This is a genomic window from Pseudomonas sp. KSR10 (assembly GCF_022355455.1).
Taxonomy (GTDB): domain Bacteria; phylum Pseudomonadota; class Gammaproteobacteria; order Pseudomonadales; family Pseudomonadaceae; genus Stutzerimonas; species Stutzerimonas stutzeri_E.
On sequence record NZ_JAKOEN010000011.1, the window covers coordinates 45965 to 64716 of the forward strand.

The 18752-nt window shown below is 62.5% G+C and carries 17 protein-coding genes and 1 pseudogene; 5 read left to right on the top strand and 13 right to left on the bottom strand.

From position 1 onward, the window contains the following. Nucleotide 1: 1 nt before the first annotated feature. The 8 genes and pseudogenes from MCB86_RS04000 to MCB86_RS04035 form a co-directional block, all read right to left on the bottom strand. The gene (locus MCB86_RS04000; RefSeq protein ID WP_045160192.1) at nt 2-811 is read right to left on the bottom strand and encodes a transporter substrate-binding domain-containing protein; all 810 of its coding nucleotides are present in this window, start codon (nt 809-811) and stop codon (nt 2-4) included. Nucleotides 812-1079: 268 nt separating this feature from the next. Continuing rightward, nucleotides 1080-1847 (bottom strand): AraC family transcriptional regulator, encoded by a 768-nt coding sequence (locus MCB86_RS04005; RefSeq protein ID WP_045160193.1) that lies wholly within the window; start codon nt 1845-1847, stop codon nt 1080-1082. Between the two features lie 65 nt (nt 1848-1912). Then, entirely contained in the window at nt 1913-3190 is a 1278-nt protein-coding gene (locus tag MCB86_RS04010) for an FAD/NAD(P)-binding oxidoreductase (RefSeq protein ID WP_045160194.1), read from the bottom strand. Then, on the bottom strand, nt 3187-3423 hold the full coding sequence (locus MCB86_RS04015) for a (2Fe-2S)-binding protein (protein ID WP_045160195.1): 237 nt from the start codon (nt 3421-3423) through the stop codon (nt 3187-3189). The genes MCB86_RS04010 and MCB86_RS04015 overlap by 4 nt, the downstream gene beginning before the upstream one ends. Continuing rightward, nucleotides 3420-4565, bottom strand: coding sequence for an FAD-binding oxidoreductase (locus tag MCB86_RS04020; RefSeq protein ID WP_045160196.1), 1146 nt, complete (start codon nt 4563-4565; stop codon nt 3420-3422). Before MCB86_RS04020 ends, MCB86_RS04015 begins: the two co-directional genes overlap by 4 nt. Next, on the bottom strand, nt 4562-5560 hold the full coding sequence (locus tag MCB86_RS04025) for a proline racemase family protein (protein WP_045160197.1): 999 nt from the start codon (nt 5558-5560) through the stop codon (nt 4562-4564). Before MCB86_RS04025 ends, MCB86_RS04020 begins: the two co-directional genes overlap by 4 nt. Before the next feature lie 136 nt (nt 5561-5696). After that, nucleotides 5697-6359 (bottom strand): annotated as a pseudogene (locus MCB86_RS04030) (GntR family transcriptional regulator); the annotation flags it as partial. 108 nt (nt 6360-6467) lie between these two features. Next, nucleotides 6468-7412, bottom strand: a complete 945-nt coding sequence (locus MCB86_RS04035; RefSeq protein WP_045160198.1) for a LysR family transcriptional regulator — start codon at nt 7410-7412, stop codon at nt 6468-6470. A 208-nt stretch (nt 7413-7620) separates the two neighbouring features. Between MCB86_RS04035 and MCB86_RS04040 the strand changes: the two genes are divergently transcribed. Then, nucleotides 7621-9036 (top strand): acetyl-CoA carboxylase biotin carboxylase subunit, encoded by a 1416-nt coding sequence (locus tag MCB86_RS04040; protein WP_045160200.1) that lies wholly within the window; start codon nt 7621-7623, stop codon nt 9034-9036. Nucleotides 9037-9046: 10 nt separating this feature from the next. Then, nucleotides 9047-10861: a sodium-extruding oxaloacetate decarboxylase subunit alpha gene (gene oadA / locus MCB86_RS04045; protein WP_239609937.1), complete on the top strand. Its 1815-nt coding sequence runs from the start codon at nt 9047-9049 to the stop codon at nt 10859-10861. A gap of 136 nt (nt 10862-10997) precedes the next feature. Here oadA and MCB86_RS04050 read toward each other — a convergent pair whose 3' ends face one another. After that, a complete protein-coding gene (locus MCB86_RS04050; protein WP_045160202.1) occupies nt 10998-11393 on the bottom strand; it encodes a hypothetical protein in 396 nt (131 codons plus the stop codon). Between the two features lie 235 nt (nt 11394-11628). Further along, on the bottom strand, nt 11629-12075 hold the full coding sequence (locus tag MCB86_RS04055) for a GNAT family N-acetyltransferase (RefSeq protein ID WP_045160203.1): 447 nt from the start codon (nt 12073-12075) through the stop codon (nt 11629-11631). Nucleotides 12076-12239: 164 nt separating this feature from the next. On the opposite strand from MCB86_RS04055, the gene glsB reads away from it, so the two are divergent. Both glsB and MCB86_RS04065 read left to right on the top strand, forming a co-directional pair. Next, entirely contained in the window at nt 12240-13148 is a 909-nt protein-coding gene (glsB, locus tag MCB86_RS04060) for a glutaminase B (protein WP_045160205.1), read from the top strand. A 131-nt stretch (nt 13149-13279) separates the two neighbouring features. Beyond that, nucleotides 13280-13975 (top strand): carbonic anhydrase, encoded by a 696-nt coding sequence (locus tag MCB86_RS04065; protein WP_045160206.1) that lies wholly within the window; start codon nt 13280-13282, stop codon nt 13973-13975. 22 nt (nt 13976-13997) lie between these two features. On the opposite strand, the gene MCB86_RS04070 is transcribed toward MCB86_RS04065, so the two are convergent. The 3 genes from MCB86_RS04070 to MCB86_RS04080 form a co-directional block, all read right to left on the bottom strand. After that, nucleotides 13998-14765 (bottom strand): ABC transporter substrate-binding protein, encoded by a 768-nt coding sequence (locus tag MCB86_RS04070; protein WP_239610267.1) that lies wholly within the window; start codon nt 14763-14765, stop codon nt 13998-14000. A 297-nt stretch (nt 14766-15062) separates the two neighbouring features. Beyond that, nucleotides 15063-15515, bottom strand: coding sequence for a thioesterase domain-containing protein (locus MCB86_RS04075; protein WP_045160208.1), 453 nt, complete (start codon nt 15513-15515; stop codon nt 15063-15065). A gap of 145 nt (nt 15516-15660) precedes the next feature. Then, nucleotides 15661-16065, bottom strand: coding sequence for a YkgJ family cysteine cluster protein (locus MCB86_RS04080; protein WP_239609940.1), 405 nt, complete (start codon nt 16063-16065; stop codon nt 15661-15663). Nucleotides 16066-16266: 201 nt separating this feature from the next. Between MCB86_RS04080 and MCB86_RS04085 the strand changes: the two genes are divergently transcribed. Then, nucleotides 16267-18726, top strand: coding sequence for a glycogen/starch/alpha-glucan phosphorylase (locus MCB86_RS04085; protein WP_045160212.1), 2460 nt, complete (start codon nt 16267-16269; stop codon nt 18724-18726). The last annotated feature ends 26 nt before the right edge of the window (nt 18727-18752 follow it).

Sequence of the window (18752 nt, forward strand, 5' to 3'; positions counted from 1 at the left end):
ATCAGTAGTAGACGCCCGGCACGGTCAGATCCACCGGTTTGCCGCCGACCCACTTTTCGTATAGCTCGGCATAGCGCCCGGAGCGCACTTGCTGATTGACGAACAGATTCAGGTAATTGACCAGGCCATACTCGCTGCGCTTGGCGGCCAGCGATACGTAGTCGATGACGTAGGGGGCGTCACCGGCGATCTTCAGACCCTTGTATTTGCCCGATTTGATGGTGGAAGCGGCGACGGTATTGGTGACCACCGTGGCGTCCACATGGCCCTGCGCGACCGCGAGAATGGTGTCGTTCTGCGACTGGTAGGCGCGGAAGCTGCCTTCGCCCCAACTCTTCACATCCTTCTCCAGCGCGATGGCTTCGAAGGTGCCGCTGGTGTTACCGACCGGGCGACCCTTGAGGTCGTCGTAGTCGTTGATGCCCGTCTCTTCGCGGGTCAGCACCACCATGTTGAAGGCGAAGTACGGAATGCTCATGCCGACCGTCTTGGCGCGCTCCAGGGTGTCCGAGGTGGAGGCGACGATCACGTCCGCGCGGCCCGAGACCAGCGCCGGGATTCGATCGGGGAAGGGTGTTTCAACCACTTCCGCATCGACTCCGAGGACCTTAGCCAGGTCGTTGCAATAGTCGACGTCGAAGCCAGCGGGCTTGTTGCCTTCATCGCGAAAGCCCATGGGTGGGAAGTCGAGGGTAACGGCGCAGCGCAGTTTGCCCGAGCCGATGATGTCGTCGAGCTTGTCGGCCTGGGCAATGGAGGTGATGGAGGCGGCAAGCAGAGCGCTAACGGCCACAACTAGGGTTTTCTTCATACAGTCCTCGTCGATGCGGTTGATCGTCCAGTTGATTCAAGCAGCTGTTTCGAGATTTCGTATACGTTATCCGCAGAGCAATAGCCGTGCCGGTCGATCCAAGCGCGACCGGCGGGCTGACCAAGTAGCCAGTAGTCTTGCCGTAAGGCGCGATCTAGAGCCGAAAGCTCTGGGGTGCCTCGAGCCATGGGAGCGAAGCGACCGTTCGTCGGATTCTGCGCGGACACGATGCACGCTGGGCTCGTCTGCTACAAATGGGAGCAGCGCGTTACCAAGTTGCCCGATGGTTGGTCGGGAGTGCGTCTCGATAGGCGCTGGGGGACAGGCCGGTCAGCGCACGGAACTGGCGGCTGAAAGCGCTGTGATCGGTATAACCGCAACGCAGGGCTATCTCGGTGATGGGCAGCGCTCCGCTAAGCAGCTCGGTTGCGGCGTCCAGCCGGGCCTTGTGGATCATCTGCCGAGGGGTGAGGCGGAATATCCGTTTGCACATTCGCTCCAGCTGCGCGACCGATAGTCCGGCGATGGTGGTCAGCTCCGACAGCCTGATGGGGCGGAAATGGTTTGCACGGATATGGGCGTCCACTGCGGCGAGCTTGAGGTAGGCGGGGTTGTTGGCCTCAGGCGCCTGAAGGTCGATGGACACCCCGGCCATACCGATGATCGTGCCGTCGGGATCGCGTAGTGCCAGTTTGTGTGTCATGCACCAGCCCGGCTGCCGGCCCGGGTAAAGGTGCAGCTCCAGTTGATCCTGCAGGCGCAGCCCCTGGCTGAGCACACGGCGGTCCTGGTTGGTGTATTGAGCACCGAAGCCGGAGGGGAAAACCTGCTCGGCGGTCAGGCCCAGCAGCGCATTCGGCTCGCGATGCCCGCAGCGTTCGGCCAGCGTGCGGTTGGCCAGGCTGTAGCGAGCGTCGGTGTCCTTGATGAAAAACACCACCTCGGGCATGGCGTCAAGCAAGGGTGCGATCAGCTTCAGGCTGGCCAGCAATGTGGGCAGATCCGCGGGTGTGTCGGTCGAAAGCAGGGAGTGCATCGGGCGCGCTACGAGCAGGGGAAGCCCGAGGATACGATCGACAACCGGCGAATGGTAGGCATGGCTCAGGACTGTGTCTGGTGCGGGTCCGTCTGTTCGCCTTCGGCCAGGGCCATGAGCGTACCGATGCGCGCCGGACTGATCGGCTGGCGCGGTTTTGGCGGCTGCCAGCCGAACAGGAAGTCGCTGGCTGCACCGCAGATGCGCCCTTGGCAGGCGCCCATGCCGCACCGACTCTCCAGCTTGGCCTCGACCCAACTGCCGTGGCTGGCCATCGCCGAGTAGGGCACGTCCTCGCAGCGGCATACCAGCGTGTCGGGAGCGGCCAGCGTCTTCAGCCGCTCGTTCAGCCGGAAGGTTTGCCCCAGCAACTCGGCAAAGGCCTGCCAGCGTTGTCGCTCGGCGAATCTCGCCTTGGCCCGCCCGAGATCTCCGATAGCGGTGTAGCCGGCGATGCTGCCCTCGACCAGCGCCAGTTCGCTGCCGCCGAAGCCGGTGCATTCGCCGGCTGCGAAATGATCCGCCAGGCTCGTAGCCTGATAGGCGTCGACTCGAAGGGAGCGCTCGGCGAGGGCACAACCTAGTACCTGACCGAGCTCGGTGTTAGGGATCAGGCCGAAGCCACAGGCCAGACGGTCGCAGGCGATTTCCGAAACTTTGCCGTTTTGGCTCAGGCGTACCGCTTCCAGGCGCTCGGTGCCCAGTGCCGCCAGCACCTGCGTGCTACTGCGATAGTGCGCATCGCTCAACGTGATTGCCTGCAGGGCCTTACCTGGCCAGCGTGGTAAACGAGCGACGAAACCGGCGAGTGCCGTCAGTGGCGCCTGCTCGGCAATGCGCAGCAAGTGCGCGCCGGCACGTTTGGCGGTGGCCGCGCTGGCCAGCAGGAGCGGACCGCTGCCGGCGATCACCAGGCGTTGAGTGGTCACTGGCATGCCACCCTTGATCAGCGCCTGCAGCCCACCGGCGCCGGTCACGCCGGGCAACGTCCAGCCGGGAAAAGGCAGCAGCAGCTCGCGCGCGCCGGTGCAGAGGATCAATTTGTCGTAGCTGACGAGATGTCCCTGTTGCGCATCTTCGAGGAGCAATCGTTTGTCGCCGGGTGCCGCGATCACCCGTACGCCATTGCACAGCTCGATATTCGCGGCGTCCGCCAACGCCTGTCGCTGCTGCCGAGCCATGGCGGGCAACTGGGCCTGCGGCCCGTCACGCCAGATCTGTCCGCCCGGGACGGGATTGTCGTCGAGGATCGCGACACTCGCGCCGCTGGGCGCGGCGGCCAGGGCGGCGGACATTCCGGCAGGGCCGGCGCCGACAATGAGAATGTCGTAATGCGATTTCATGGACGGGTTTCCACATTCATGCCAGCGAGACAGGGCGTCTGGCAGGCCAGTCGGCGCTGGCCGTCGATACTGACCCGACATTCCTGACAGATGCCCATGCCGCACAGCGGCGCGCGGCGTTCGCCGGATACCGAGGTGCGGCTGCTACCGTCGCCGCCCAGATACAGCGCCGCGGCCACCGTGGTGCCGGGTGCGACCTGCAGCACGCGACCGTCGAGCGTGATTTCAATCATGACCCAGGCCTCCAGGCGGCAGTGGCAGATGTCGATGGCCTGTCTGATGACTGATGAAAGCGCGCTGGGCTGTAGGGCTCGATGGCCAGTGCGGGCTGTCTGCCCAGCAACTGTGCGACCAGCAATTCGGCCGTGCCGGGTGCCGTGGTCACACCCAGCCCCTCATGGCCGACAGCCAGCCACAGGCCCGGCTGCTGCGGATGCTCACCCACCAGCGGCAAGCCATCCGGGCTCGCCGCGCGAAAACCGGTCCAGCTGCGAATGGCGTTCAACCGGGCCAGGCCGGGCATGAAGTCGACGGCGCGCTTGAGCATTCGCGCCAGCATCCAGCTGTCGATCTCCGGATCGCGGGTGCCGAACTGCCGCGAAGAGCCGATGAACAATTGCCCGGTCGGGCGCGGCTGAATGTTGCAGGCCACTGATGGCCCTTGGGCGTTGTGGGCGCTGGTGACATAGCCCAGTTCGACCAGCGTGTGACTGACCTTGCCGGGGTAGCGGTCGGTGATCAGCAGGTGGCCTTTCTTCGGCTGGATCGGCAGCTCTGGGCAGAGTTCGGTCGCGTCAATCCCGTTGGCCAGCACCACTGCCTGTGCGTGCAGGAGGCTGCCGTCGCTCAGCTCGACCTGTTGGCCCTGTAGGCCCGTCACGCACGCCCGCCGCTGAACGATGCGCTTGCCGCCCTGCGCGATCAGCCAGCGCGCCGCGTTGGGCGCATAGAGAATGCCGTCGCCGCTGACTTTCAAGGCGCCATGCAGCCCACTGTGCAGTTCGGGTTCGGCTGCTCGGAGCGCTGCGCCGCCCAACAATTCGCAGCTCATGCCCTGTTCCGACAAGGTCTTGAGTTTGTGTTCGGCTACCGCCATTTCGTCATCGCTGGCGGCGAGCCAGAGGGTACCGTTGTTGCGATAGCCGCAGCTTTCGTCCATCACCCGGCCCAACTCCCGCCAACGCTGGATCGAAAAGTCACTCAGCGCCAACTCGGCCGGGTTGTCATCCAGCACCACCAGATGGCCCATGCCGGCCGCCGTCGCGCCGCTGCGCTGGGCGTCCAATAGCAGCACATCGAGGCCGTTGGCGGCCAGTTCGTGGGCGCAGGCGGCGCCGATGATGCCGGCGCCAATGATGATCACATCCGCATTCACGGATGAATGCCCCAGGCGAAGGGGTCGTCGTCCTCGATCAGCAAGGTGGCTTCGGCGCTCAGGTGCGCGCGGCCGCGGATGGTCGGCACGATACGCTCGCCGTCCGACTCGTAACTGGCCGTGAATTCGCTGCCGATGACGCTGGCCTGGCGCCAGGTTTCGCCGGGTTGCAGCTTGCCGTCCGCCGCGAGACACGCCAGCTTGGCGCTGGTGCCCGTACCGCAGGGCGAACGGTCATAGGCCTTGCCGGGGCACAGGACGAAGTTACGACTGTCGGCTTGCGGCGAAGCTGCCGCGCTCGAGCGGTCGTCGCTTGCCGGTGAAACGCCCGGCTGGCTACTCGCCTCGTCGGGCTCGGCAAACAGCTCGATATGGTCGATTTCGCCGCCGTCTTCGCCACGTACGCCCTGTGCTTCCAGGGCCTGGCGCACCGCCCAAGTATAGGCCGTGAGCGCCTCGATGTTGTCGCCGGCGATGCGTTGGTCGTGCTCGGCGATGAGGAAGAACCAGTTACCACCCCAGGCGATATCGCCGGTCACCGTGCCGAGGCCTGGCACCTCGACGCTTACGGCCTTGCGGTAGCGATAGGCGGGGACGTTGCGCACGCTCACCGATCGGTCTTCATGCAGGGTCGCCTGCACCGTACCCACCGGCGTCTCGATGCGGTGAACGCCGGGCTGGATGCGTCCTAGATGCGCCAGCGACACCACCAGGCCGATGGTGCCGTGGCCGCACATGCCCAGGTAGCCGCTGTTGTTGAAGAAGATCACGCCGGCGCAGGCCGTTGGGTCTACTGGCTCGCAAAGCAGTGCGCCGACCAACACGTCGTTGCCACGGGGTTCGAGCATGGTTGCCGCACGCCAGTGATCATGCTGTTCGGCAAGCACTCGACGACGCTCGGCCATGCTGCCAGCCCCGAGCTCAGGAAAACCATCGATGACCAGCCGAGTCGGTTCGCCACCGGTGTGGCTGTCGAGAACCTGAATGCGCTTCATAGCCGCCCTGCCTGTATGGGGAATGAGTGACAAGCATCCATCGGCGGCCTGCTTACGGCTTGAACGTTTTCGCCTGCGTGGGTGACGAAATCGGCACAGGCCAGACGGGTGTTTCGATACCGGTCCAGCGGTGGCCATGAGGCAGATGCTCGAACAACGCCCGACACACACCGATGATGTGACGTTCGATCAGTTCCGCACACAGGTCTACATCACCGCTGCGACAGGCACGGAGGATTTCGCGATGTTCCAGGTCGGCGCCGTGTTTGCCTTCATGAATGCTCATCTGTACCCGCAGGTAGCGCTCGACCTTGTCATGGATGGAGCGGATCAACTGCATCATGAACGGGCGCTGCGCCGGCCCGTAGAGGCAGGCATGAAAGGCCCAATTCAATTCGGCCCAGCGCGCGGCGTTGTCTTCATGCACGAATTCGGCACAGATCGACTCGGCTTCGGCAAAGGTGGCGTCGTTCATGTTCGGCACGGCGAGGCGGATGATCTGGGTCTCCATCAGCACTCGCACTTCGAATATCTGCGCGAGTTCCGGCTCGGTGAGCACGGTCACGACCGCGCCCTTGTTGCGCTGGAACGACACCAACCCTTCGGCTTCCAGACGTTTGAGCGCTTCGCGCACCGGGATCTTGCTGACATTGAACAGGCGCGCCACATCATCCTGACGCACCGGCTCGCCCTCGGCGAACTGGCCGCTGATAATCGCCTCGCGCAGGTGCTTGGCAATCACTTCGGAAGCCGAGGGGACGATACCGAGGTTCGGTGCGTTGAAGGAATTGAGCGGCACAGCAATGAACTCTGGATGACGGGGGATGAGCGGAGAATATCGTATACGCAAATCCGCTTCACGTTTTCCGATAAAGGGCCGGGCGCCGCCAGCGGCCTCTCGAATGCATTATGGGTTGCCTGCGCTGAACTGACGTTCCAGTGCGTTGATCCGCTGCCGTTCGGTACGAGCGAAGGCGAAGAAGGTTTGCGCCACGGGTGACAGATATTTTCCGCGCGGGTGCACCAGGCACCAGCTGCGCATCAACGGCAACTCTTCGACGGGTAGCTCGCAGAGCACGCCGGCCTTCAGTTCACGGAGTACCGCATGTCTTGGCAGCAGCGCCAAGCCGAGCCCGGCTAGTACGGCTTCACGCTGCGCCTCCAGTGAGCCGAGCTCCATGGTCTGGGCGAAATGAGCGCGTTTCTGGTCGCAATAACGCTCGGTGGCTCGGCGGGTGCCGGAGCCGGACTCACGGATCAGCAATGGCCAAACGGTAAGGTCCTGCAATGTCAGCGCCGCTTTGCTGCACAGCGGATGGCCTGCTGGCGCGACGGCAATGATGGCGTTGTCCAGGAAGGGCAGGAATTCGAGATCCATATCCGCCGGCACCTGGGAGATGAGCAGCAGGTCGTCGCGGTTGGCGCTCAATCGATGAATCGCCTCGGCGTGGTTGACCACCACCAACTGCAGGCTGACCTCAGGGTGCAATTGACGAAACGAGGCGAACAGGTGAGGTGCGAAGTACATGGCGCTCGATTCCACCGCCAGTTTCAGCTGGCCCTGCAATGAGCCCTGTAACGTCGACAGCTGCATGTCGAGGCTTTCCAACCTGCCGAATATATCTTCGCTGGTGCGCCTGAGCGCTTCGGCGGCCTCGGTCAGATAGAGCTTCTTGCCCGAATACTCGAAGAGCGGTTGGCCCAGCAGTTCTTCCAGCTGGCGAATCTGCAGGCTGACGGCTGGCTGGGTCAGGGCCATCTGCTCGGCTGCACGGCTGTAGGAGTGGTTGTCGCACACCGCTCGGAACACGCGTAGCTGGCGCAGGGTCATGCGCATCAGTGACTTTCTCATGGGGCCTCTAGCGGTTCTCGTCTGCGGATATCGGTTGCGAATGAAGGACGTTCGGCACAGTTGTATAAGTCAAAGCTTATGCCTGACCAAACAATTATTCATTTTCGGTAATTGCTGCGCAAAGGGTAGGGTAAAACACATCGCCTGAAGCGGCGTAATCACACGGTCCGACACGGGACCGCCTGCTCACTGATCCGAGGGACGAAGCGTGATCAAGAAGCTGCTGATCGCCAACCGCGGGGAAATTGCCGTCCGCATCGTGCGGGCTTGCGCAGAAATGGGAGTGCGCTCGGTGGCGGTGTTTGCCGAACCCGATCGCCACGCGTTGCACGTCAAACGTGCCGACGAGGCCTATTTCATTGGCGAAGATCCGCTGGCGGGTTACCTGAACCCGCGCAAGCTGGTCAACCTGGCTGTGGAAACCGGCTGCGACGCCTTGCATCCGGGCTATGGTTTTCTGTCGGAAAACGCTGAGCTGGCGGAAATCTGCGCCGAGCGCGGCATCCGCTTCGTCGGCCCCAGCGCCGAAGTGATTCGCCGTATGGGCGACAAGACCGAGGCGCGCCGAAGCATGATCAAGGCCGGCGTGCCGGTCACCCCGGGCACCGAAGGTAACGTGGCGGATGTCCGTGAGGCACTGAGCGAGGCCGAACGCATCGGCTATCCGGTCATGCTCAAAGCCACCTCCGGTGGCGGCGGTCGCGGTATCCGTCGCTGCAATTCGCGCGAGGAGCTTGAGCAGGCCTACCCACGGGTGATCTCCGAGGCGACCAAAGCGTTCGGTTCGGCGGACGTGTTCCTGGAAAAGTGCATCGTTGAGCCCAAACACATCGAGGCTCAGGTGCTGGCTGATTCGTTCGGCAATACCGTGCACCTGTTCGAGCGCGACTGCTCGATCCAGCGACGTAACCAGAAGCTTATCGAGATCGCACCGAGCCCACAGCTCACGCCCGAACAGCGTGCCTATATCGGCGACCTGGCGGTGCGCGCGGCCAAGGCGGTGGGCTATGAGAACGCCGGCACCGTGGAGTTCCTGCTCGCCGACGGCGAGGTGTATTTCATGGAGATGAACACCCGGGTGCAGGTGGAGCACACCATCACCGAGGAAATCACCGGCATCGACATCGTCCGTGAGCAGATCCGCATCGCCTCCGGCCTGCCGCTTTCGGTCAAGCAGGAAGACATCCAGTATCGCGGCTTCGCCCTGCAGTTCCGCATCAACGCCGAGGAGCCGCGCAACAACTTCCTGCCCTGCTTCGGCAAGATCACTCGCTACTACGCTCCCGGCGGGCCAGGCGTGCGCACCGACACGGCGATTTACACCGGCTACACCATTCCGCCGTATTACGACTCCATGTGTCTGAAGCTGATCGTCTGGGCGCTGACCTGGGAAGAGGCGCTGGCGCGCGGCTCGCGTGCGCTGGATGACATGCGTGTACAGGGCGTGAAGACCACCGCCAGCTACTACCAGAAAATTCTGGAAAACCCGGATTTCCGCAGCGGGCAGTTCAACACCAGCTTCGTCGATAACCATCCGGAATTGCTGAACTACTCGATCAAACGCAAGCCGGGCGAACTGGCCCTGGCCATCGCTGCCGCCATCGCCGCCCACGCAGGCCTGTGAGGAACGAACCATGACTGCTCAGAAGAAAATCACCGTTACCGACACCATCCTGCGTGACGCCCACCAGTCGCTGATCGCCACCCGCATGCGCACCGAAGACATGCTGCCGATCTGCGACAAGCTCGACCGCGTCGGCTACTGGTCGCTGGAAGTCTGGGGCGGCGCGACGTTCGACGCCTGTGTGCGCTTCCTCAAGGAGGACCCGTGGGAGCGCCTGCGCCAGCTCAAGGCGGCGCTGCCCAACACGCGTCTGCAAATGCTGCTGCGCGGGCAGAACCTGCTCGGTTACCGCCACTACGCCGACGATGTGGTTGAGGCCTTCTGTGCCAAGGCGGCGGAGAACGGCATCGATGTGTTCCGTATCTTCGATGCGATGAACGATGTACGGAACCTGGAAACCGCGATTCGTGCGGTAAAGAAGACTGGCAAGCACGCCCAGGGCACCATTGCCTACACCACCAGCCCCGTACACACCGTCGAGTTGTTCGTCGAGCAGGGTCGGGCGATGCGCGACATGGGCGTCGACTCCATCGCCATCAAGGACATGGCCGGCCTGCTGACGCCGTTCGCCACCGGAGATCTGGTGCGCGCGCTGAAGGCCGAGGTCGACCTGCCGGTGTTCATCCACTCCCATGACACCGCCGGTGTCGCCAGCATGTGCCAGCTCAAGGCCATCGAGAACGGCGCCGACCACATCGACACGGCGATTTCCAGCTTCGCCTGGGGCACCAGCCACCCGGGCACCGAGTCGATGGTCGCAGCCCTGCGCGGCACGCCCTATGACACCGGCCTTAACCTGGAACTGATCCAGGAGATCGGCCTGTACTTCTATGCGGTGCGCAAGAAGTACCACCAGTTCGAAAGCGATTTCACCGGTGTCGATACCCGGGTGCAGGTCAACCAGGTGCCCGGTGGGATGATTTCCAACCTGGCCAACCAGCTCAAGGAGCAGGGTGCGCTCAACCGCATGGACGAAGTGCTCGCCGAAATCCCCCGCGTGCGCAAGGACCTGGGCTACCCGCCGCTGGTGACCCCGACTTCGCAGATCGTCGGCACCCAGGCGTTCTTCAACGTGCTCGCCGGCGAGCGCTACAAGACCATTACCAACGAGGTGAAGCTCTACCTGCAAGGTCGCTACGGCAAGGCGCCGGGCACCATCGACGCCCAGCTGCAGCGCCAGGCCATCGGCGGTGAGGAGATCATCGAAGTACGTCCGGCCGACCTGATCAAGCCTGAGCTGGACAAGCTGCGCCAGGAGATCGGTGCGCTGGCCCACAGCGAAGAGGACGTGCTGACCTACGCCATGTTCCCCGACATCGGCCGCAAGTTCCTCGAGGAGCGCGAGGCCGGCACCCTGCAACCGGAAGTGTTGCTGCCGATTCCAGACGGTAGTGCCGTGAGTGCCGCCGGTGGCGAGGGTGTACCGACCGAGTTCGTCATCGACGTGCACGGCGAGACCTACCGGGTCGACATCACCGGTGTCGGCGTCAAAGGTGAAGGCAAGCGGCACTTCTTCCTGTCCATCGACGGCATGCCGGAGGAAGTGGTGTTCGAACCGCTGAACAACTTCGTCGGCGAAGGCGGCAGCAAACGCAAGCAAGCCAGCGCGCCGGGCGACGTGAGCACCAGCATGCCGGGCAATGTGGTCGATGTGCTGGTCAAGGAAGGCGACGTGGTCAGGGCCGGACAACCGGTGCTGATCAGCGAGGCGATGAAGATGGAAACCGAAATCCAGGCGCCCATCGCCGGCACGGTGAAGGCGGTACACGTGGCCAAGGGCGACCGGGTGACCCCCGGCGATCTGCTGATAGAGATCGAGGCCTGACAGATGTCCCTTAGGGAGCCGCAAGGCTCCCCTTTTTTGTTCGCGGTCTGCTGATCATCGAGCGATCCGGGAGCAACCGGCGATGCACCGGATCGTCGATGCTGTTCTGATCAAGCAGAGCGCGGTGTAGGGCAACTCAGCGCTTCAGGCGGGTTTGCTTGCGCAGTTCCATCAGATCGCCTTGGGTGCAGGTCAGCGGTTCGGCGCCAGTCAGGTCATAGCAGCGCTGACCGAAGCCCATCGGCCAATAGATGATGCCGCCGGGTGGCCAGAAGATCGACGCAACGCGAAAGCGCGCACGCAGTTTGCCTTGCTGCAGCAGTTCGCCTTGATCATTGCTGAGCTTGTAGGGAATGCCGCCAGCGGCGGTCCAGAAGAACGGACGGGTCTTGACCAGGCCCTGGGAGTATTGCTGCGGTCGCTCATAGACGGACACCTGGCTGTGTTCCGGCAGCTTGAAATAGGTCGCGGTGGAGCAACCGCTGAGGAAGATAGCAAGTGCCAACAGGCTCGCCGCTCGTTTCAACATCATATCGATTCGTTCCTTGTGGTGATGCCCAGGGCACATACCGCGCCCTGTAAAGCGGGCGGCACTATACCCCCGCGCACGGATGATGGCGAAACTGTGGCGCTGAACGGCGCAGTCGCAAAACCGTGGTCGAGCGGTTGTCTCAACCGCCGCGGGGTCGATGTAGCGCTGCTGCGCTGGACCCCGGCCTTGCTATGGAGGTGTGTTTGGAAGGGCTAGGCTGGTTTGGCTTCCTTGGTCAAAGCGCATGACGGTACTGCAGGAAGCCGGAACGCTCGGCGATGCGCTCGTAAAGTTGCATCCCGGTGTGGTTGCTCTCATGAGTCAGCCAGTGCACTTTCGAGCTGCCAGCGGCGCGGGCCTCGGCGTAGACGTGCTCGATCAATCGACGTCCGACGCCAGTGCCGCGCAGTTCCGGGCTTACGAACAGATCTTGCAGATAACAGCTGTCTTCGACCGTCCAGTTGGAGCGGTGAAAGATCCACTGCACCAGACCGAGCGCTTTTCCATCCTGCCAGGCCAGTGCGGCGTGGGTGGGTTCGGTGGGGTCGAGGAAGCGTTGCCAGGTGTTGGCGCTGGTCTCAGCGGGCAGCTCGGTTTGGTAGAAGCTCAGGTAGCCCAGCCAGAGCGCCAGCCAGGCGTCGTGATCATCGGGCGTTACGGGGCGGATCTGGATAGACGACATGAGAGGGTTCCGTCTGGCGTTGATCGGGACACTGGAAGGCCTACGGCAGGGGCTGGGATGGACTGTGATGATCACCGTCTGCCTGGCGTCTGTAGCCTACGGCGCAATTGGCCGGCGCGGCAATGCACTGGCGTGCCGCGACTTTCTCCACCCATAGGGCCTATATGCAAAGCCTGTTGAGCGAAATCCTCGATGAAGTCCGTCCGCTGCTCGGTCAGGGCAAGGTAGCGGACTATATTCCCGCACTGGCGGACGTGCCGGCCAATCAATTGGGTATCGCCGTTTGCAGCGCGTCCGGCGAGCTCTTCCATGCCGGGGATGCCAAGACACCGTTTTCGATCCAGAGCATTTCCAAGGTATTCAGCCTGGTTCAGGCGATTCAGCATGGTGGCGAGTCGCTGTGGGAGCGGCTGGGCCACGAGCCGTCCGGCCAGCCGTTCAACTCGCTGGTGCAGCTGGAATTCGAGCGTGGCCGTCCCCGGAACCCCTTCATCAACGCCGGCGCGCTGGTGATCTGCGATATCAACCAGTCACGCTTCGCCGTGCCGGCGCTATCCATGCGTGATTTCGTTCGGCATCTGTCGGGAAACCCCTTGATCATCTCCGATACGAAAGTCGCCGATTCGGAATATCAACACCGAGCACGCAACGCGGCGATGGCCTACCTGATGCAGGCGTTCGGCAACTTCCACAACGATGTCGAGGCGGTGCTACGCAGCTATTTTCATCATTGCGCGTTGCGCATGAGCTGCGTCGACCTGGCGCGAGCGTTCGCCTTCCTCGCCCGCGATGGCGCTTGCCCAGAGGGCGGCGCCCCAGTGCTGAGCCCACGGCAGGTCAAACAGGTCAACGCCATCATGGCTACCAGCGGGCTTTACGACGAGGCTGGCAATTTCGCCTACCGCGTCGGCCTGCCTGGTAAAAGCGGTGTCGGTGGAGGAATTGTCGCGGTGGTGCCGGGCCGTTTCACCGTCTGCGTCTGGTCGCCGGAGCTGAACCAGGCCGGCAACTCGCTGATCGGAATGGCGGCACTGGAGAAACTATCGCAGCGCATCGGCTGGTCTATCTTTTGAGGCGCCTCGATATCTGTTCCATCGAGCCGGGAGATGGCTTCCCGGCTTTCGTTACGGTCTGTCACACCTTCGCGGTGTCTGGCCTTGAGCGTGCAACGTCGTATCCAACCAAACCATAAAGAGAGATTGCCATGAGTCTCGAAGACAAGACGACCGAAACGGCGCAGGAGGCGCTCGATAACCTGATCGCGGGGGTCATGCAGTTCCGCGAAGATATCTATCCGCAGCAGCGCGAGCTGTTCAGCAAGCTGGCCAACGAACAGACGCCGCGTGCGATGTTCATTACCTGCGCCGACTCGCGCGTCCTGCCGGAACTGATCACTCAAAGCTCGCCAGGCGATCTGTTCGTTACACGCAACGTCGGTAATATCGTGCCGCCTTACGGAGTCATGAACGGGGGCGTATCGACCGCCATTGAGTTTGCCGTGATGGCCCTCGGGGTCCATCACATCATCGTCTGCGGTCACTCAGACTGTGGCGCAATGAAAGCGGTGCTGAACCCGTCCAGTCTGGACAAAATGCCCACCGTAAGAACCTGGCTGCGGCATGCCGAGGTGGCTCGCACGGTGGTGGAGGCCAACTGTGGTTGCGCTGACCACAATACCCTGGGGGTGCTGATCGAGGAGAACGTACTGGCTCAGCTCGATCACCTGCGCACTCATCCGTCGGTTGCGGCGCGACTAGCCAGTGGTGAGTTGTTCATTCATGGCTGGGTGTACAACATCGGCACCAGCGAGATTCGTGCCTACGATGCGTCGCGCGGTGAGTTTCGCCTGATTGGCGATGGCCCGCTGCCGATGGCCACGCCCAAGTCACGCTACGTTTGACGACTTTCGACCCAAGGCGCCTTTAGGGCGCCTTGCGGTCGCGGATCAGGTAGCAGAGGTCCGGCGTCTTGCTGCAGCCGGCATATCCTTCGCTGATGACCTCATTCAGCGCCTGTTGCAGACGACTTACCGCTTCGTCCGGGGTGTCCTTGTTCAGCGCCAGATAGAGATCGGTCGGTTGGAAACTCAGTACCTGCTGTAAGCCTTCCGCGCCGTGCTGTTTAGCTTGGTAGCGCCAGACCGGATCGGCTGTCGCCCAGAGGTCGATGCGTCCGCTGAGCAATTTGCGCAGGTTCTCTTCCTCGCTCAGGCTGTCGATTGGCTGAAAACCCTGGCTCGTCAGCAGCTGGCTGACGCCGCTGCTTTTCTCGGCGCCGATTTCGTAGTGCTTGGCCTGGCTCAGATCCGTCAACGATATCGCCGCACCCGGCGCGGCGAGCAGAACGCTCTCGTAGCGGGCGAGCGGTCCGACCCATTTGAATTGCGACTGGTTCTGCGGTGTGCGGGTAACCGAGAACAGCCCATGACCGGTGTCGCTCAGGGTCTGGGTGTAAATACGGTCCCAGGGCGAACGTAGCGTCAGGCTGTAGGCAATCCCGGCGCGCTTGAAGATTTCCCGCACGGTGTCCGTGCTGATGCCCTCGACTTCGTCGCCACGGGCAAAACTCTTGTGGTTCGGCCCCATGTTGAACGGCGGGAAGTTATCGGTCTGCAGGATGATTTTATAGTTGCTTGGCAGTTCAGCATAGGCAACGCCCGTTCCGGCGAGCAGAACAGCGAGCAATAGCATGAATTTATGAAGATGGCCCATGGTATCGGCTTCCTTGACGCTGTTTTTATTGTTGGCCCGCCAAGGGTAGTCGCGCGATGTCTGCGTTGCTAGCGCGGAGGCCTCTCGACGTGAGCCAAATCGAAACGCTCCGCCATGCGCCTCTCGACGGCCGTCGAGGCGAGTTGAAACAGGCGAAGGATGCGGGACGCGGTACGTAAGGGCTGCGGAGTGGACGGTGCCGTCTGGCTCGACACGCTGGCGGTGCGCCGCACGGAAAGTCGGCGCACCGATTTGGAGCGGATCGCGGTGGGGGTGCTACTTGTGCAGGACGAACTGGCCGGTAAAACGCACGGCGTCGCGGCCGTCGGCGGCGAGGATCCGGCTGGTCAGCGTGAGACGAGAGCGGCCACGTCGACGATAGATGGTTTCGAAGCGATTCCAGGCCTCGTCGTCCGGTGCGGAGCAGATCGCGGTGGCGTCGTCTACAACCGGGAGCGGATAGTCGATCTGACCCTCATGAATGACGATGTGGCCGTCCTCGATCCCTGCCTCGCGCAGGCGCAGATGCAACCAGCCCCAGCCAGCCAGCACCGACGCACAATACAGGCTGCCGCCGAACATGCTGCTCTTGTGGTTGATGTTCGCTTGCAGCGGGACCTTCAGGCGCAGCTCGTGATTTTCCCATTGCTCGACACGCAGGCCCATCGCCCGGGTCAGTGGGATGTCGTGATGCAGAATGGCTTCCAGGTAGCGGCTATCGCGGCTCATGCCGGGTGGATTCCTAAACGTTTGCAGATACAGGCAGACGTCAAGCATGACTGCTGAGTCACGAGATTGCCAGTTTCCACATGCGCTTTTTTCCCGGTTTCCAGGCGCCACTCGACGGTCGGAGGAGGTGCGTAGGTAGCCTGCTTCAGCGAGCGGCGGTTTTCTGCTGGTAGGCGCAGTAGCCGGGGCGCGGGCCGATCCTGGGATGGTTGCGGCAGGTGTCCGGGCGCTTGGCATAGACCGTGCACAAGCGTGTCTTGCGATCGAGGTAGAGACAATCACCGTTGGCCAGCCGCGTCAGGGTGAAAATGCCATGCTTCTGATTGAAGTGCTCGACGATGCCGGCTTTGCTCAGGCGCTTGGCGACGTTTTTCGGCGGCTCGTCACGCTCGAAGGCATCGACCAATTCCAGGCGGATCAGGTCATCGATGCGCACCTCGACCGGCAGCGTGCAGCACGTGGCCTGGCAATCGCGGCACAATCCGTTGCTGTAGCGGGCCCAGGTTTCCAGGCGGTCGGGGTCGGCGGAAGCGATCAGTCGGGTCTTCAATGCGGCGGTATCGGTAATGGCGGCGCGCGATGATAACGGCCCACGGTGGAATTTCCAGCGATTCCGACGAGTCGAACGCCGGACAGACGGTCGCGCAGGTTCAGTTGAAACCTGCAAACCTGTCTGTATTGCCCTTTGTAGCGGTGAGTCGGTGCCGCCAAGAACCCTCATCCCCTATTCCCAGCTTCACGAGGTCTGTCCATGTCGCAAGAATCGACTGCTCCCAATGCCGATGACGTAGCTACCTTTCGCAACGCGATCATCAGCAAGCTGACCTACTCGATCGGCAAGGATCCAGAACACGCCTCCAACCATGACTGGTTCGAGGCAGTCGCACTCGCCACTCGCGACCGTATGATCGATCAGTGGATGGATCGTACGCGCCAGGGATATCGCGAAGGCAAGAAGCGGGTGTATTACCTCTCGCTGGAATTTCTGATCGGCCGGCTGCTCACTGACAGCCTGAGCAACCTCGGGTTGCTGGACGTGGCTCGCGAGGCGCTGGCTGGCGTGGATGTGGATTTCGAGCGCATCCGCCTGGCTGAGCCGGATGCTGCGTTGGGCAATGGCGGTTTGGGGAGGCTGGCGGCCTGCTTCATGGAAAGCATGGCGACGCTGGGCATCGCGGCGCATGGTTATGGGATTCGTTACGATCATGGGCTGTTCCGCCAGGCCATCGTCGACGGCTGGCAGCACGAGCAGACCGAAACCTGGCTGAATTTCGGCAACCCCTGGGAATTCGAACGCCCCGAAGTGAGCTATCTGATCGGCTTTGGTGGCAGTGTCACGGCCATGCCGCACGACGCTACCGGGCCGGACCAGCCCAAGCATTTCTGGCACTGGGCCGAAGGCGTGCGCGCCATCGCCTATGACACGCCGGTAGTCGGCTGGCGCGGGGCGAGCGTCAATACGCTGCGATTGTGGCGGGCCCGCGCCGAGGCGGATTTCCATCTGGAGCGCTTCAACGCCGGTGACCATATCGGGGCTGTCGCCGAGGAAGCCCGTGCCGAAAGTATCTCGCGAGTGCTGTATCCCGCCGACAGCACCGAAGCCGGTCAGGAGCTGCGCCTGCGTCAGGAGTACTTCTTCGTCGCTGCCTCGTTGCAGGACCTGATACGGCGTCACCTGGACCAACGCGGTACGCTACTGAACCTGCCGGAATTCGCTGCCATCCAGCTCAACGACACGCATCCCGCTATCGCCGTGGCGGAGCTGATGCGGCTATTGGTCGACGTGCACGACATACCCTGGCGCAAGGCGTGGGAGCTGACCGTCGGTACGCTGTCCTATACCAACCACACCCTGCTGCCGGAGGCATTGGAAACCTGGCCGGTGGGGCTGATGGAGCGCCTGCTGCCGCGTCACATGCAGATCATCTACCTGATCAATGCGCAGCATCTCGATGCCTTGCGGGAGCGGGGCGTGCATGACCTCGACCTGCTGCGCTCGGTATCGCTGATCGAGGAAGGGCACGGTCGGCGGGTGCGCATGGGCAACCTGGCATTCCTCGGTTCGCATTGCATCAACGGCGTCTCGGCGCTGCACACCGGACTGATGCGCGAGACGGTATTCACCGATCTGCATTCGCTGTACCCGAAACGCATCAGCAACAAGACCAACGGGATCACCTTCCGTCGCTGGCTTTACCAGTCCAATCCGCAGCTGACCCGGTTGCTAGTCGACCACATCGGTGAGGAGCTGCTCGACGCGCCAGAAACAATGTTGCGGAAACTGGAGCCCTTCGCCGACCAACCGGACTTCCGGGCGCGGTTCGCTGCCCAGCGGCTTGGCAACAAGCAGCTGCTGGCGCGGATGATTCAGGAGCGGCTGGGTATCAGTGTCGATCCGAATGCGCTGTTCGATGTTCATGTCAAACGCATCCACGAATACAAGCGGCAGCTGCTCAATTTGCTGCATACCGTGGCGCTGTATCAGGCAATTCGCTCCGACCCGGGCGGCAGCTGGGTGCCACGTGTGAAGATCTTCGCCGGCAAGGCAGCCGCCAGTTACCACACGGCCAAGCTGATCATCAAACTGACCAACGACATTGCTCGGACCATCAATGATGACCCGACAGTGCGCGGCCTGCTCAAGGTGGTGTTCCTACCCAACTACAACGTCAGCCTGGCCGAGCGCATCATTCCCGCCGCCGACCTGTCCGAGCAGATTTCCACTGCGGGACTCGAGGCCTCGGGCACCAGCAACATGAAGTTCGCCCTCAATGGCGCGCTGACCATCGGCACGCTCGATGGAGCCAACGTCGAGATGTGCGAGCAGATCGGTGCCGAGCACATGTTCATCTTCGGCATGACCGCCGAGGAGGTCGAGGCACGCAAGCAAGCCAACGAATACAACGCCGAAGCCATCATCATCGACTCTCCGCGGCTCAATGAGGTACTGATGGCGATTCGCAACGGTGCCTTCTCAGCCGATGATCCGGCCCGTTACACAGCGCTGATCGATGGCCTCAAATGGCATGACACCTTCATGGTCTGTGCCGATTTCGAGGCTTACTGGAAGGCGCAGTTGGACGTCGAAACACGCTGGCGCGACGCTGATAGCTGGTGGCGTTCGGCTGTGCTGAATACGGCGCGCACGGGCTGGTTTTCGTCCGACCGGACCATCCGCGAATACGCCGAGGAAATTTGGAAGGTGCTCTGAGCGAAGCGGGGCGATCGTCTGCAGCA